We start from the raw sequence: 13,621 nt of genomic DNA on the forward strand, positions 1-13,621 counted from the left end.
GTTGACCGATTCTCTACTGAGTGCCGTAGACATTTAAACCTTAGAGTTGCGCAACTTTCAATGCTTTCGTCACCTTGCGCGGGTGCTCACTTAGCTGACCTCTGTAGCTGGCCGGTGAGACTTCCGACTAGCGATCCAGGCAGCGATAAGCGCCGCGAGCACCAAGAATCCAACTATCGCTGCCACGATTGCAGCGTTGATGTAGGGCTTCAGGTCTAGCGCTGCGGGACCGAGCCGTGCTTTGCCAACGTCGTCTGGCGTAACGGAAGCCTGCTGCCCGCCAAAACGATCGATTGCGTAGTTCGCGACAGCAGCAACTTCAGCATCGCTAAGCGATTTGCCGAACGCAGGCATGCGCATCTGTCCGGCTGCCGTATTCGCGGAAGCACCATTCAGGACGACTTGAATGAGATTCATTGCCTGAAGATCATTGACCGCACCGCTTCCCTTGAGATCGGCATGGGGCGTCTGGATGCCAACACCGTCCCAGCCATGGCAGCTAGCGCACGAGCCCTCAAAGACAGTCTTTCCGAGGGAGTTGGAACCGCCAGGAACGTACGAAGTTTCCTGCAGCGCCGGTGGGCTCGTGTTTACGACGGGATCATGTTCGGCCGATTGAGGTGCCAAGGAACGGAGATATTCGGCAAGAGCGTGGATGTCCGGCTGGGTGAGATGGCTGAGGCTCAGGCGAACGACTTCTTCCATTGGGCCAGCTGCGGCTCCACGCCCTTCGGCGTGACCCGTGGATAGGTAGGATTCAAGCTGCGCGTCCGTCCAACTGCCCAAGCCTCGATCTTTATCAGACGTCAGATTATAGGCTCGCCATCCCTCGATCTCTGCGCCAGCGAATGGACGACTGGTATCTAAGCCGAATGAGAGGGTGCGCGGTGTGTGGCATTCCCCACAGTGACCGAGCGCATTTGCCAGATAGTTGCCCCGGTTCCAATCATCGCTTTGCTTAGGATCCGGTGAGAACCTTTTGTCGACCAGATTCACGAGGTTCCAGAACGCCATTCCCCAGCGCTGGTTGAATGGGAAGGCCAAGGTGTTTTCCTTGGTTTCCTGCTTCACTGCTGGGAGGCTGAACAGGTAAGCCTTGATCGCGAGCGCGTCATCCCGGCTCAAGCCCGTGTACGACGCGTAGGGGAACGCGGGATAGAGATGCTCGCCGTCCTTGCCGATGCCCTGATGAAGCGCCCGCACGAATTCATCATCCGACCAAGAACCAATGCCCGTTTTGACGTCCGGAGTGATGTTGGGGGAAAATATGACGCCGAAGGGAAGCGTGAAGGCTCGTCCGCCGATGTATGGCTTTCCGCCTTCGACAGTATGACAGGCTTCACAATCGGCAGCGTGGGTAAGATATTCGCCGCGCTTGATCAGATCGGCGTTCGCCGCCGTTTGCGCCACAGCAGGCACGACGAGACAGAGGCCAGCGACAATGGCAAAGGCCGCTACAGCGAGCTTCTTCATTCGTTGTCTCCGGAGTTGGTTTGACCTGTCACTTTGCCGAGCGCCGCCAAGGCCAGCGAGACGCCAGCTGTAGGCGCGAGGCTTCCGAGGACCGGTTTGTCCGACGATTGTGAAACCAGCTGCCTATGATCGAAAGGTGTTGCCCTGAGGCGGACGCCTGTCGCTGCAAACAAAGCATTGCCAAGGGCAGGGAAAGCAGAAGCCGTCCCTACCTCACCAATGCCGCCGGGGTTTTCCGCGTTCTGGATGTGATGGACAGTCATTCGCGGGGCTTCATCAATTCGCAATATGCGGTAATCGTGGAAATTGCTCTGGACAGTTTTGCCGCCTTCAAACTCGATTCCGCTGAATAGCGCTGCCGACAGCCCGAACAACGTGCCGCCCTCAATCTGCGCAACCATCGTGTCTGGATTCACCGTGAAGCCGCAGTCGATCGCAGCGGTGGCCTTTACCAGCTTAATTGTACCTTCCGGCCAGACAGCGACCTCAACGACAAGAGCGCAGAAGCTACCAAAAGCCTGGTGAAGGCTGACGCCGCGCCCATGCCGTGCCGGTAGAGGTGTGCCCCATTGCGACTCTTTCTCGGCAAGTCTCAAGACAGCGAGAGCACGAGGATTATGGGCCAGCATCTTCGCGCGATACTCGATGGGATCTTGACCCGCCTTGTGTGCAAGCTCGTCAATGAAGGTCTCTATTACAAAGACGTTATGGGCGGGGCCTACTCCGCGCCACCATGAGAATGGCAGGCCTTTCGGGGGATCGTGACGAACCCAATCCACTCGTCGCTTGGGAATGTCGTAGGGGATTTCGACTGATCCTTCGACAACATCGCTGTCGAGACCGTCCGGACCCATCGCGGCAGGAGCGAACCGGGCGAGCACAGAGCCGCCGGTCGTCCTATGCCACATAGCGACCGGCAGATCACCAGCGCCGAGAGCTGCCGATACATGATCATGATACGCCGGTCGGAAATAGTCTTGCCTGATATCCTCTTCACGGGTCCAGACCACCTGCAGCGGATAGTCGACCTGTTTGGCAAAAGCGGTGGCCTGCGCGATCGAATCCGCTTCAAGACGGCGACCAAAGCCTCCGCCGATCAGCTGATTGTGCATCCGCACCTTTTCCTGAGGCAAACCAGTGATCTGCGCCGCCAGCATCACCGCCGTGGCCGGAACTTGTGTCCCACACCAGATGTCACAAGCATCAGGCTGAACGTGGACGATTGTATTAATCGGTTCCATCGTGGCATGAGCCAGAAACGGGAGTTCATAAGTGGCATCAACGCGCTTCGTGCCCTTTGACAAGCCCTCCACTGCGCCATCTTGGTTTAATGCTACGATGGGCGTTCCGTCTTTTGAAGCGGTAGCCAGCTCGGCTCTTATGGATGCGGTTGAGACGTTGATGTTGTGTCCGTCATCCCAAAGAATTCTCAGTGCAGCTGCCGCGCGATTGGCTGCCCATGTATTGTCGGCAACCGCCGCTACTGCGTTCGGTATCGAAATCGTGCGAAGGTAACCGGGAATCTTCATTGCTTCCGAGTCATCGACGGAGCGAAGGGTTCCACCGAAAACAGGTGAGGCGATGACACTGGCAACTTTCATGCCGGGGACGCGGACATCCAGGCCAAAAATGGCGGAGCCATCGACTTTTCCTGGCATGTCTACACGCTTTGCAGATTTTCCAACCAACTTAAATGTCGCAGGGTCTTTGAGGATCACGTCGGCTGGCGGTGGAAGGGCGGCTGCTTCAGCCGCTATTTCGGTATACGCGAGAGATCTTCCGGTTTCACCGTGCACAATCCGGCCGTCTGCCGCCACGCAGCCAGCTGGCTCAACACTCCAGCGATTAGCTGCTGCCATCAGCAACATTGACCGCGTTGTTGCACCCGCCTTCCGTAGTGGCTCCCACCAGCTCCTGATAGACGTTGAGCCCCCCGTGCCCTGGAAATGCAGGAGGGGTGTCATGTAAAGGTCAGGATTGGGAGGTGCGGGGACCACTTTGATCTGGTCGAGACGAACCTCAAGCTCCTCGGCGATGAGCATAGCCTCGGCAGTGTATATTCCTTGCCCCATTTCGACGTTCGGGATTATGAACGAGATGTCCTGCGCATCGATCCGAATGAAGCCATTAGGCATCATTACTTCACCGGTTGGCGAAAGCGGAGCCGCGCCAGGAGCTAGATTGGCGGCTTTCAGTTTGGTCGCAACTGGCAGCGCAAAACCTAGAACCAATGCGCCTTTTAACAGCGAGCGGCGAGAAAGTTCGGAAGCGGCCTTACTCATAGGGTCACCGCCTCTTTGATCGCGCGTCTGATACGTTCGTAGGTCGCGCACCGACAGATGTTGCCAGACATTGCAGCATCAATTTCGGAATCGCTAGGACTAGGGACGTGCGTGATGAGGGCGGCGGCTGACATGATCTGCCCAGACTGACAGTAACCGCATTGCGCCACTTCTTCCTGCAGCCACGCGGTCTGTATACGCCGACCAGCTTCAGTCTTTCCGACGGCCTCGATAGTCGTGACTTCACGGTCACCCACCGCTGACACCGGCATAACGCAGGATCGAACAGCCCGACCGTCTATATGGACAGTGCACGCTCCGCATTGGGCGATCCCGCAACCAAACTTTGTACCCGTCATCCCTAGAAGGTCTCTGATGACCCAGAGAAGGGGCATTTCGCTTGGCGCGTCGACCTCCACTGCTTGGCCGTTGACCTTTATCGATGTCATGAAAATCGCCTTCTAATGTGGAAGGAAGCCGGACGTGTGCTGTTCAATGACACGATACGTCGGCGCTTCAATAAATGAAGTAATACTGAGGTATGATTGCGAGGGGGGTAATCAGCACGGGTGTGACGTCTGAAATCGACGCCACATGTTTGTCCTAAGGCTGGATGCCTTCAATATGCATCAAGTCGTCGGTGGCCTGAGCTGCCTCATCGATCAGGCTCGCCACGGCCAGCGGATTGGAAACCATGACAACGTGCGACGCGCCAGCAATCACAACGGTCTTCCTAGAATCAGCTCTTTCAGCCATCCAGCCGAGGCCCTGCGGCGGCAAGCAAACGTCTGCGTCGCCGTAGATGAAATAAGACGGGATTGTCTTCCATAGTGGCTCACTAGAAGCTCCGTTCAAAGCGCTTCCTGCAGCATGCCTCTGCGTAGCGGCCATTAAAGCCGCCTCAGCTTCGCTCATGTCCGCTGCGAACTGGGCGTGAAATGCATCGTGTCGGATCCAGAGATCAACATCACCACCTTCCAGAGGTATTGGTTGCGCAAGTGCTTGTTCAAGCGTGCTCCCAGGATACTTCCCAGCCAGCGCAGCTCCACTTTCGCCTCTATCCGGAGCGAATGCAGCAACATAGACCAGCGATTTGATGTTACCGCTATCCGCGACATTGCTGATCACCTGGCCGCCGTAGGAGTGACCAACGAGCACCACCGGCCCGTCCACGGCCGCGACAACCCGCGAGACAGTAGCGGCGTCGCCCTCAACGGAACGGAGGGGATTTGGAGTTGCAATAGTCGCGTAGCCACGCATTTGAAGCTCGACGATCACCCCGCTCCAACTGGCGGACTCCGCGAAAGCGCCGTGCACGAGGACAATGGTCGGTTTGGGGGAGCTATGCGCCACGAGGAGATCCTTTACAGTTTTAGAACGGTGCGCGAATTTCGTCGCCGGGTGGCTATTCCGAAATCTCGCCGAGGAGTTTTCCGAAGTTGAGTTCGGTTTCACCACGGGTTTGCATTCCGCTCTTGGCGATCGCGCCAATCCGCTTCTTATTTTCGGGATCTTGTGCGCCAAGGCCGAAGAGGTCAGAATCCCGGCGGAAGTCATCTTCAGAAGCGAGATTGATCGCGCTCATACGCTCTTTGATGGCTTGAACGCCGCCGGGCGGGAAATGAGCTATTCGCTTGGCGAGTGCAGCGACAAATGGCGCAAGCTCGGCGTCGGGGAGGGACCGATTGATCCACCCGTATCGCTCAGCGGTGTCCGCATCGAAGTCGTTTGAACTGAGGAGGGCCTCAAGCGCTCGGCCGCGCCCCATCAGGCGGGCGAGGTGCTGAATTCCTCCTGCGCCGGGCGAAAGCCCAAACCCGGCCTCAATCTGCCCAAAGATTGCGCGTTCCCGAGAGGCAAATCGCATATCGCATGCCAAGGCAAACTCGCTTCCTGCGCCGCGAGCACGCCCCGAAATCTGGGCGATCGTGACTGCCTTAGACGTGCTGAGACGGCGAAACAGCAGTCCAATTGATGGCTCGCCGACCAATTGCGCTGCAATCTGGCGGTATTCAGCGATTTTCGTCATATCGACGTGGGGAATGAAAAAGTCTGGATCGGCGCTCGAAAAGACGACGACCCGTGGACCATCTTCCTCGTCAAGTTTCGGTATCAGCGTGACAAGGTCCTGAACCAACGCCGGACCCAGGAGGTTCATCGGCGGACTGTCGATTTCAGCAAAGAGTACACCGTTCTCAAATCGAGTTCTGAGGGTTTGGTAATCGGTCATGTCGGCCTAGCCTCCGTCTTTGCAGTGCGCTCAGTCGACCAGTTGGGCTTCAAGCGTGATTTCGGACTTGAGGGCTTTGGAAATCGAGCAATTCGTTCGGGCACGCTCCGCGCAACCAGCAAACTGCTCTTTGGTTATTCCCGGAGCGCTGGCCCGCGTCGTGATGTGGATGCCCGCTATCGTTGGACGACCGTCTACGAACTGTAGGTCCACGTTGATGGATGTCTCGATGGATTGGGCTTCGAACCCGATCATGCCGAAGTTGTTCGCCAAGGCTTGATTGAAGCAGCCCGCGTGGGCGGCTGCCAGCAACTCCTCGGGGCTGGCTCCAGCCGCGTCTTCGAAGCGGCTTGCGTAGCTATACGGAATAGCGGGAAGTGTTCCACTCTCTGTCGAGATCGTGCCGCTTCCCTGCTTCCAAGTTCCCTTCCAAGTCGACGAACCTACGGGCATTTGCATCTCCGAATAATGCTTCATTTATTGAAGCTATTAGCCCGACGCTAGTTGATTGGCAACCGTTCGCGGTCATCAACACAATTTGATGACCGATGACCGCGATGCCTTCACATGCAGGAAGACGCCTGCGTACTGCTGTCGTGCCGCAGGGTTTTGCGTTCAGTTCGAATGGTATCGAGCTGCAATGTGATCGCGCGATGTATTCGCCGCGACGGCGCTTTCAGCTTTGACGTACGCGTTCCAATCACTGATTTGAGGCAGCGAAGGGATGCAGACTGGCTCCTCTTTTTCCAGCGCTCGAAGCGATGACCAGATCGTCTGGTTTCATCACCCGCTCCGGCGGAAAATTAGAAAGGTCACCACCAGCGACCGCGTGAAAATCGGTTGAAACCAATCCCGGCACCAGCAGCTGAACCCTCACGCCGGTGCCTTCGGCTTCCAGGTGCATGTGCCTGGTGAATGCGATCACGAAGTTCTTAGACGCACCGTACCCAGCATTCCCGGCGAACTGCATGAACGCGGTACCGGAGCCAACGTTGATAATGCTCCCGCGACCTTCGGCAATCATCCGACCCATCGCGTAATGCGACAAGCGGCTTAGCGCCATAATGTTCACACGCAGCATGTGGTCGAGAGCGTCTGCGTCGAGTTCGGCGACCTTACCACGGGATGCGTATCCGGCATTGTTGACTAGCAGATCGATTGGCGGCCCATCGGTGATGCGGGTGACGACGTTTCCGACCCCCTCATCCGTCGATAGATCTGCGGTCAGAACTTCAACGTCAACCCCGCTTTCGTTTCGGAGTTTCGCCGCGAGACCCTCTAGAAGATCGGTGCGACGCGCTACCAGGACCAGGTCATGGCCGGTGTGTGCAAGGTGTTCAGCGAAGCTTTTGCCGATCCCGGCCGATGCACCAGTGATCAGTGCGCTACGTGTCTGTCGTGTCATGAAATTTCCCGATTGGAACATGATCACGGGGGAGGACATATCCCCCGTGATCGTTGATGTGATGCTGTGAACCACGGTATTTCGTTACGCAGGAACTCGTTCAACTGCCGCAAGAAATTCGTCGATCGTGGTGACGTTGTGACCGAAAGTCGGATAGCTCAGATTGATAGCCGCGTTATGCGCCTCCTCCGTGAATTCGGCGACGGCGTCTTTGAGAAAGGTAACGTGGAAGCCTTCTTCGAGAGCGTGACGCCCTGCGCTTTCGACACAGGTGTGCGACGTCAGGCCTGCGAGAACTACTTTCTCAATTTTATGCTCTTTAAGCTTTGCCAGCATGTCCGTGTTGACAAAGCTGTCAAATGTCCTGTGGCGGCTGATGATCACATCGCCCTCGACGGGTGCGAGCGGGGGAAAGAAGTCGGCACCCCACTCTCCCTTCCAGAACAAGCGGTTCTCCATCGCCCACTGCCATCTGGGATGAACATGCTTCACATCGTCAAAGCTGTGCTCATGCAAGCCGTGAGGCACATAGAAAATTTTCACGCCTGCAGTACGCGCACCGGCCACCAGGCGGCCAAGGTGCGCAATTAGGTCCGTCTTTCCGAGCATCGGACCAATGCGACCGGCCAGCTTGCCTTTCTCATCCAAGAAGTCGTTGAGCACGTCAACGAGGAGGAGGGCTGTGTCGTTTAGCGAATACGTTTCACTCATAGTGATTTCCTGACAATGTGTGGGTTAACGCTTGGACCGCCAAGGATCGACTAGTCGTCATGACTACTCATCATCGCGGGAGGTTGGCGGGATATGTTTTGCAGTGTAGTCCCCTGATTTTCCCAGCCACGTGTTTGAGACATAGGCGGGCGAATATTGGTGCCGCGCATGCCCCGCTTCTTCACTTCCGACGCCTGGCTTCAGAACCTGAATGTCATCATAGTCGCCCCCGTTTTGGGGAATGAACGGGATCGGTTCCGTGGTGGATGCGCTCAACAATCGTTCGACAAAGGTCTTTGCCATGGTCTCGACGGCATCCGGTTCGGCGCGATTGACCTCGTAGAAGACCGTTGGGGGCAGTACGTCAAAACCTGGGTAGTAGAGCACCCCGTGTTGGATGGGCCAGAGCAAGTCGTCGATCGCTCCGTTCACACCGCGAGGACCATAGTGCGCCATGCGTCCTCCGACGGTCATTGCTATCATCGCACGCTTTCCCTTGAATACTCCTTCGCCAAACCGGTTGCCCCAGTTGGCACCGCCAGATGGCCCGACACCATAAGTGAAGCCGTACGCGTAAACGCGATCGACCCAGCCCTTGAGGATACCTGGCATGCCATACCACCAGAGTGGAAATTGCAGGACGACAACGTCAGCCCAAAGCAGCTTCCGCTGCTCCTCCGCGACGTCGGCTGATTGTTCTCCGGCCGCAAACGCCTTTTTGGAAGCCCGTGAATAATTCAGAGGCCCCTCGTTCTCCGCCCGACTAGGGAAGTCTTTGGCATCGGCGACTGCCTTCCACTCCATTTTGTAGAGATCGGAAACCTCGACCTCGTGACCGGCAGCCGTGAGGTCAGCTACCGCTCGATCTTTAAGGTATGCCGAGAGAGATGCAGGTTCAGGATGAGCATGGATAATCAGATATTTCATTGGGGAACCATTCCGAATTTGATAATCTCGTGGCGAAGGGGCCAACGAGCCTGGGTCACTTGTTGTGTGGGGAGGCATAGCGGCTAGGAGGCTTTAGTCGCCTCTGCAGCGGCTTTCATTGCTTCAACCATTCCCTGAAACCGTGGACGAATCCGACCCACTGCAGCTTCCCTCGCTGCCGCGTCCATGGTCGTCTGATCATAGTTGATCGTGTAAATTAGCGTGGAACCGCGATCACCCGCATCCTCCAGCGCGACACTCCCATGATAGCTGAAAGCCGCCATTGGTCCCTTCGTCTGGGTGTAAGTGTAGGAACGGGGGCCTTTGCCCACCATTACCTCGACGATTGAATTGCCGATCGTTCGAACGCTTCCGATCCCTCCGTCGCCGCTTATCTGCTCGCTGTCGACATTGAGGTATTTACCCGCATCGCCGTAAGCGCCGATCGACGACCAAGCCTCATCAGCTGGCTTTGAGATTTCGATCTTAGAGATGATGACCATGAAGTCTGGGGCAAGCAAATCTGGGGATTTGGAGGCTTGACTGACTGACATATGCTGGGCTTTCTCGGTTTCCTATTAGCTTCACTAAATGAAGCTAAAATTCGGGATGTCAACTGATTTGCTTTTGCGCGTCCCTAGTGGTGGACTTCGCGCCGAAGGGCCTCTGTCGTAGCTTGACGTTTCCATTCTAGCTTCATATTTTGAAGCTTATTGGAATTTGCCGGTGCAGTTCTGTGCTGGTGGCAAACCGGCGAACTTTCGCCGAAATCGGAGATCTACCGTGAAGGTTCTATTTATTGTAACGAGCGCCGACCTTGGATACTGGTTGGCGGAACTCACACGCCCTTATTGGCACCTAACCGAACGCGGACACGAGGTCACTTTGGCGAGTCCCAAGGGCGGCAAGGTAAAGCATGACAGATTGAGCAATCCCCTTAGTGAGGGGTCATGGGAGGCCAACGACATTGTCAGCAAGGGCTTCCTCTCGGACAAAACGCTCGCCGAGCTGTTAGACACAACGAAATCACTCGATGAGATCAACCCCAGTGATTTCGATGCAGTTCACGTTGTAGGCGGTACGGGAGCAGCAGTCGATCTCTTCCCCAACGACCGAGTTGCCGCGATCCTTGAGCACTTCTGGTCGGCAGATAAGATCGTCGGGGCGATCTGCCACGGAACCATAGCTCTCGGAAACAATCCTGACCGTGTGAACGGCAAGCACGCGACCGGCTTCTCGCTTGATGAGGACCTCGCCGCTGAGAAGCTTTACGGGAAGAATTTTATCCCTAATTACCCGCAGCCCATTCTCGAAAAGGCGGGCGTCAACTTTTCACACGTTGAACAGTGGGGAGTGCGCGTCGTAACCGACGGCAAACTCATCACTGGCCAAAATCAGCAGTCTGCCTCGGAATATTCCCTGGCGTTCAACCATCTGCTTGCTAAGCAGAGCCCGGTTGTGGCGTTCTAATCAGGGCAGGGATGGCAGCCGTCGGCGCTATATTCCCCTGCCATATTACTCACTCGTGTGTCGTGCGATCGCCAGGGTGGCGATCGCTTTAGACCGAGTGATTGGGCAAATCCCAGCATCGAAAGTCAATGCAGTGACAGTATCATCTCGTGCGCCTTACACGCTCCGTCGCCTAGACGGGCTTGAGAAGGCCTTTTGGCTGCTGAACCAGAACCGCAGCACGCATTTTTGCACAATCGCGGAATTAGAAGGCGCATTCCCGGTGACCGACTGGCTGAGGGCGGCTGAGCATATTGGGCGGCAACTTACTTTCGCCTCGGCACAGATTAAAACGGACAATACCGGGCATGCAATCTTCGAGATTGGCGAGCCACGGGGAATTCCAATAACTGTGGCAGAAGGCGATCCCCGAGCATGGACCGACCACGTCGAGGATGAACTGTCTCAGCCTGTTGATGCTTTGGTCGATCCCCTAATCCGGCTGAAGGTGATCTCAAACGGATCTCTGTCGACTCTGATCCTTACGATGCACCACTCGGTGGGAGACGGGCCATCTAGTGTGCATCTAATCCGAGATATTCTTCAGGCAACCAATGGTCAGATGGTTACCGTAGCGGCTGACTTCAGGTCGCTGGAACAGGCAGTTGATGATCTTTCGATGCCGATCAAGTCGTTCCCACCGGTTCGAACTGATGCCCTTTTTCCGCCACCCGGATACCGACCGGCGGATATAGAAAGACCGCAAGTCAGGATCGGCTCCGTGGCGAAAGATGAAGTGACCGCCCTTCGCACCTTAGCGAGGGAGCAGGGTGCGACACTCCACGGTGCCCTGAGTGCAGCCGCCGCTCGTGCGTTTGCCGCATTGGCACCGCATTACGCCGTCGTACCACCCCGGGTCTTCTCACCAGTTGACGCGCGTCGCCGGCTTCTGAAGCATACCGAGAACCTGGGGGCATACGTCAACGCGGTTACAGTCGATACCCTTAAGTTCTCTGAGAACTTTTGGGAGGATGCTCGCCATTTCTCCTCAAAAGTCGGGCTTTTCAACGATCCGGACGTGCTCGCGTTTGGCGTTCGAGGTGTAAGAGCCGCGCTGGCTGGAAACCCGACTGTCGCAGAGACAGCCGCCGTATGGGCGCACGTTTACGGCGCTGAGATCCTAATGACCAATCTCGGAGTGCTGGAATTCCCGACTAACTTTGGAGATGTCAGAGTCACTGGGATTTGGGGGCCAGCCGTGTCGACGGGGATATCGCAAGAACAGACATTGGGCATTGCTTCATTGGAAGGAACGCTGCGCATCCTGCATACGAGCTTCGAACCACTCGATGGCCTTGTCGAAACCATGCTTGACATCCTGATCGGTCAACTCACAAGTCGATAAGGAATGCGCGGCTTAAGGAGGCCCGGCGAGAGAGCCGGTCTCCTGCCTGCTGATGTGAATGCAGACATAGCAATACGAGTGAAGCGATGAAATCCATAAAACACAGCCCGCAGGGACAATGGCCTGTCCAACGGCGCGGGATCCTCGACTGGCTCATGCTCGATGTCCAGAACGAGCGCTTCATAGACAACATTCTCGTGGAGCTGTGTCTGCGACTTCGATCGCAAGGTGTCGCCGTTGGCAGGGCGACCCTCCATTTCCGCACCAACCACCCCGAGTGGCTCGGCGCTCGAATTGTTTGGCGTCATGGAATGGCTCAGGCCGAGATCGACACGTTCGGCTACGACGTTGAGAGCACGCCTGCCTTTCTACAAAGTCCTGTAAATGAACTTTTTAGCGGCGCGCCGGTGGTCAGGCAGCGGCTCTATGGGCATCAGGGCGAGCCCGCGAAATATCCAATCTACGACGATCTTCGCGCAGAAGGCATGACCGACTACGTTGCCTGGCCTCTCGTGCACACATTGGAAAAAAAGCACATCATTAGCTTCGCTTGCGATGCCCCTGGCGGCTTTAGCGAAGAAGACATGCTGGTCCTTCAGGATTTGCTACCGGCAATCACACTGCACAGCGAGATACGAATAAAGAACGTTATCACCCGAACCCTTTTACGAACCTATGTTGGACCCCACGCCAGTGAGCAAATTCTGGCCGGTGCGACCACAAGAGGGAGCGGCGAGACGCTAGGCGCGGCAATCTTGATCTGCGATCTTCGAGACTTCACCACCATTTCTGACCTTTGGCCGCGCGACGATGTCATTGAGATGCTGAATGGCTATTTTGACGCCATGTCAGAGCCGATAGAACGGCACGGCGGTGAAATCCTCAAGTTTATGGGCGACGGGCTTCTCGCTGTTTTCAGGCTCAAAGATCCGGATGCCTGCGGGCGGCTTCTAGTGGCTATCGACGAGGCGAGAATCGCCATGGAGGCTCTCAACTTCGAGCACGAGCGGGACGGACGAAGCATTCTTCGGTATGGCATGGGCGTCCACGTGGGCGATGTAATGTATGGGAACATTGGCTCGCGAAAACGTCTGGATTTCACCGTAATCGGCCCGGCCGTCAACGTCACATCTCGGCTTGAAGAATTGACCAAGGAGACACAGCGCTCCGTGCTGTTTTCGAGAGCGTTTGTGGAAATGGGTGGCTACTCCGACGAGATGGAAAGCTTGGGCGCATATCCACTAAGGGGGGTGGGGGCACCAGTCGAGGTCTATGCCCTAAAACGACCAACGTAGCATTGAAGTTGAACGGCATCTCTATCCATCTACTCGATTAGACGCCGGAATGAAAACTCCAACCAATGCTACTCAGCCGAGACGATCGAGACAGTTGGTTACTGAGCGCGATAACAATAATCACTGTTTTGCCGTTCTAAGGCGTCGAAATGTTCAGCAGTTTCAGTAAGTCGGTTGACTCCAAGCATTATAGGCATCATGTTTCGTACTGCACGGCGGCCGTCGTGTGAAGCCGCGCCAACTACGCTGCGGTCTGCCCTAGACTGTGAGAGCTGTTGGTTTGAAGGCTGACGCGGGCCGCCTGGGGTTGGGCGGTCCGCGTTTTCCGCAAGAGCATTTCTAGGGCATTTTGATCTGCTGCAAACGGTTCGAAGAGTGCCCATTTGTTGCTGTTGCTCCAGCGCCAAAGGCCTGGTGATCACGATGCCATGCTGGTCAACATCG

Annotated in this window: 13 protein-coding genes; 3 read left to right on the top strand and 10 right to left on the bottom strand. The window is 56.2% G+C overall.

Annotated elements, in window-relative coordinates; translation table 11 throughout:
• Positions 1-90: 90 nt before the first annotated feature.
• From ACCD05_RS06395 to ACCD05_RS06440, 10 genes are all read right to left on the bottom strand, one after another.
• Positions 91-1,473 carry a c-type cytochrome gene (locus tag ACCD05_RS06395; RefSeq protein WP_413391835.1) on the bottom strand — a complete coding sequence of 461 codons (1,383 nt, stop codon included), beginning with the start codon at positions 1,471-1,473 and terminating at the stop codon, positions 91-93.
• A complete protein-coding gene (locus ACCD05_RS06400; protein ID WP_413391836.1) occupies positions 1,470-3,755 on the bottom strand; it encodes a molybdopterin cofactor-binding domain-containing protein in 2,286 nt (761 codons plus the stop codon). The genes ACCD05_RS06395 and ACCD05_RS06400 overlap by 4 nt, the downstream gene beginning before the upstream one ends.
• Entirely contained in the window at positions 3,752-4,204 is a 453-nt protein-coding gene (locus tag ACCD05_RS06405) for a (2Fe-2S)-binding protein (RefSeq protein WP_413391837.1), read from the bottom strand. The genes ACCD05_RS06400 and ACCD05_RS06405 overlap by 4 nt, the downstream gene beginning before the upstream one ends.
• A 154-nt stretch (positions 4,205-4,358) precedes the next feature.
• Positions 4,359-5,108 (bottom strand): alpha/beta fold hydrolase, encoded by a 750-nt coding sequence (locus ACCD05_RS06410; protein ID WP_413391838.1) that lies wholly within the window; start codon positions 5,106-5,108, stop codon positions 4,359-4,361.
• A 52-nt stretch (positions 5,109-5,160) separates the two neighbouring features.
• On the bottom strand, positions 5,161-5,985 hold the full coding sequence (locus ACCD05_RS06415; protein WP_413391839.1) for an enoyl-CoA hydratase/isomerase family protein: 825 nt from the start codon (positions 5,983-5,985) through the stop codon (positions 5,161-5,163).
• A gap of 30 nt (positions 5,986-6,015) precedes the next feature.
• Positions 6,016-6,438 (bottom strand): OsmC family peroxiredoxin, encoded by a 423-nt coding sequence (locus ACCD05_RS06420; RefSeq protein WP_413391840.1) that lies wholly within the window; start codon positions 6,436-6,438, stop codon positions 6,016-6,018.
• A gap of 247 nt (positions 6,439-6,685) precedes the next feature.
• Positions 6,686-7,390: an SDR family NAD(P)-dependent oxidoreductase gene (locus tag ACCD05_RS06425; protein WP_413391841.1), complete on the bottom strand. Its 705-nt coding sequence runs from the start codon at positions 7,388-7,390 to the stop codon at positions 6,686-6,688.
• An 84-nt stretch (positions 7,391-7,474) separates the two neighbouring features.
• Positions 7,475-8,101, bottom strand: coding sequence for an isochorismatase family cysteine hydrolase (locus ACCD05_RS06430; RefSeq protein ID WP_413391842.1), 627 nt, complete (start codon positions 8,099-8,101; stop codon positions 7,475-7,477).
• 63 nt (positions 8,102-8,164) lie between these two features.
• Positions 8,165-9,028 (bottom strand): NAD(P)H-dependent oxidoreductase, encoded by an 864-nt coding sequence (locus ACCD05_RS06435; protein ID WP_413391843.1) that lies wholly within the window; start codon positions 9,026-9,028, stop codon positions 8,165-8,167.
• Between the two features lie 83 nt (positions 9,029-9,111).
• On the bottom strand, positions 9,112-9,582 hold the full coding sequence (locus ACCD05_RS06440; protein WP_413391844.1) for an SRPBCC family protein: 471 nt from the start codon (positions 9,580-9,582) through the stop codon (positions 9,112-9,114).
• A gap of 229 nt (positions 9,583-9,811) precedes the next feature.
• On the opposite strand from ACCD05_RS06440, the gene ACCD05_RS06445 reads away from it, so the two are divergent.
• The 3 genes from ACCD05_RS06445 to ACCD05_RS06455 all read left to right on the top strand — a co-directional run bounded on the left by ACCD05_RS06445 (position 9,812) and on the right by ACCD05_RS06455 (position 13,177).
• A complete protein-coding gene (locus ACCD05_RS06445; RefSeq protein ID WP_413391845.1) occupies positions 9,812-10,498 on the top strand; it encodes a type 1 glutamine amidotransferase domain-containing protein in 687 nt (228 codons plus the stop codon).
• 262 nt (positions 10,499-10,760) lie between these two features.
• On the top strand, positions 10,761-11,882 hold the full coding sequence (locus tag ACCD05_RS06450) for a phthiocerol/phthiodiolone dimycocerosyl transferase family protein (protein ID WP_413391846.1): 1,122 nt from the start codon (positions 10,761-10,763) through the stop codon (positions 11,880-11,882).
• Positions 11,883-11,968: 86 nt separating this feature from the next.
• Positions 11,969-13,177 carry an adenylate/guanylate cyclase domain-containing protein gene (locus ACCD05_RS06455; RefSeq protein ID WP_413391847.1) on the top strand — a complete coding sequence of 403 codons (1,209 nt, stop codon included), beginning with the start codon at positions 11,969-11,971 and terminating at the stop codon, positions 13,175-13,177.
• Positions 13,178-13,621 lie beyond the last annotated feature (444 nt).

Origin of the sequence: Rhizobium sp. Rhizsp42 (assembly GCF_047304155.1) — a bacterium.
Taxonomy (GTDB): Bacteria; Pseudomonadota; Alphaproteobacteria; order Rhizobiales; family Rhizobiaceae; genus Rhizobium.

What these genes read in the sequence shown, in the direction of transcription:
- ACCD05_RS06405 (WP_413391837.1), bottom strand. Translation starts at nt 4,204, where the DNA reads ATGACATCGATAAAGGTCAACGGCCAAGCAGTGGAGGTCGACGCGCCA.
- ACCD05_RS06395 (WP_413391835.1), bottom strand. Translation starts at nt 1,473, where the DNA reads ATGAAGAAGCTCGCTGTAGCGGCCTTTGCCATTGTCGCTGGCCTCTGT.
- ACCD05_RS06400 (WP_413391836.1), bottom strand. Translation starts at nt 3,755, where the DNA reads ATGAGTAAGGCCGCTTCCGAACTTTCTCGCCGCTCGCTGTTAAAAGGC.
- ACCD05_RS06420 (WP_413391840.1), bottom strand. Translation starts at nt 6,438, where the DNA reads ATGCCCGTAGGTTCGTCGACTTGGAAGGGAACTTGGAAGCAGGGAAGC.
- ACCD05_RS06415 (WP_413391839.1), bottom strand. Translation starts at nt 5,985, where the DNA reads ATGACCGATTACCAAACCCTCAGAACTCGATTTGAGAACGGTGTACTC.
- ACCD05_RS06440 (WP_413391844.1), bottom strand. Translation starts at nt 9,582, where the DNA reads ATGTCAGTCAGTCAAGCCTCCAAATCCCCAGATTTGCTTGCCCCAGAC.
- ACCD05_RS06425 (WP_413391841.1), bottom strand. Translation starts at nt 7,390, where the DNA reads ATGACACGACAGACACGTAGCGCACTGATCACTGGTGCATCGGCCGGG.
- ACCD05_RS06430 (WP_413391842.1), bottom strand. Translation starts at nt 8,101, where the DNA reads ATGAGTGAAACGTATTCGCTAAACGACACAGCCCTCCTCCTCGTTGAC.
- ACCD05_RS06435 (WP_413391843.1), bottom strand. Translation starts at nt 9,028, where the DNA reads ATGAAATATCTGATTATCCATGCTCATCCTGAACCTGCATCTCTCTCG.
- ACCD05_RS06455 (WP_413391847.1), top strand. Translation starts at nt 11,969, where the DNA reads ATGAAATCCATAAAACACAGCCCGCAGGGACAATGGCCTGTCCAACGG.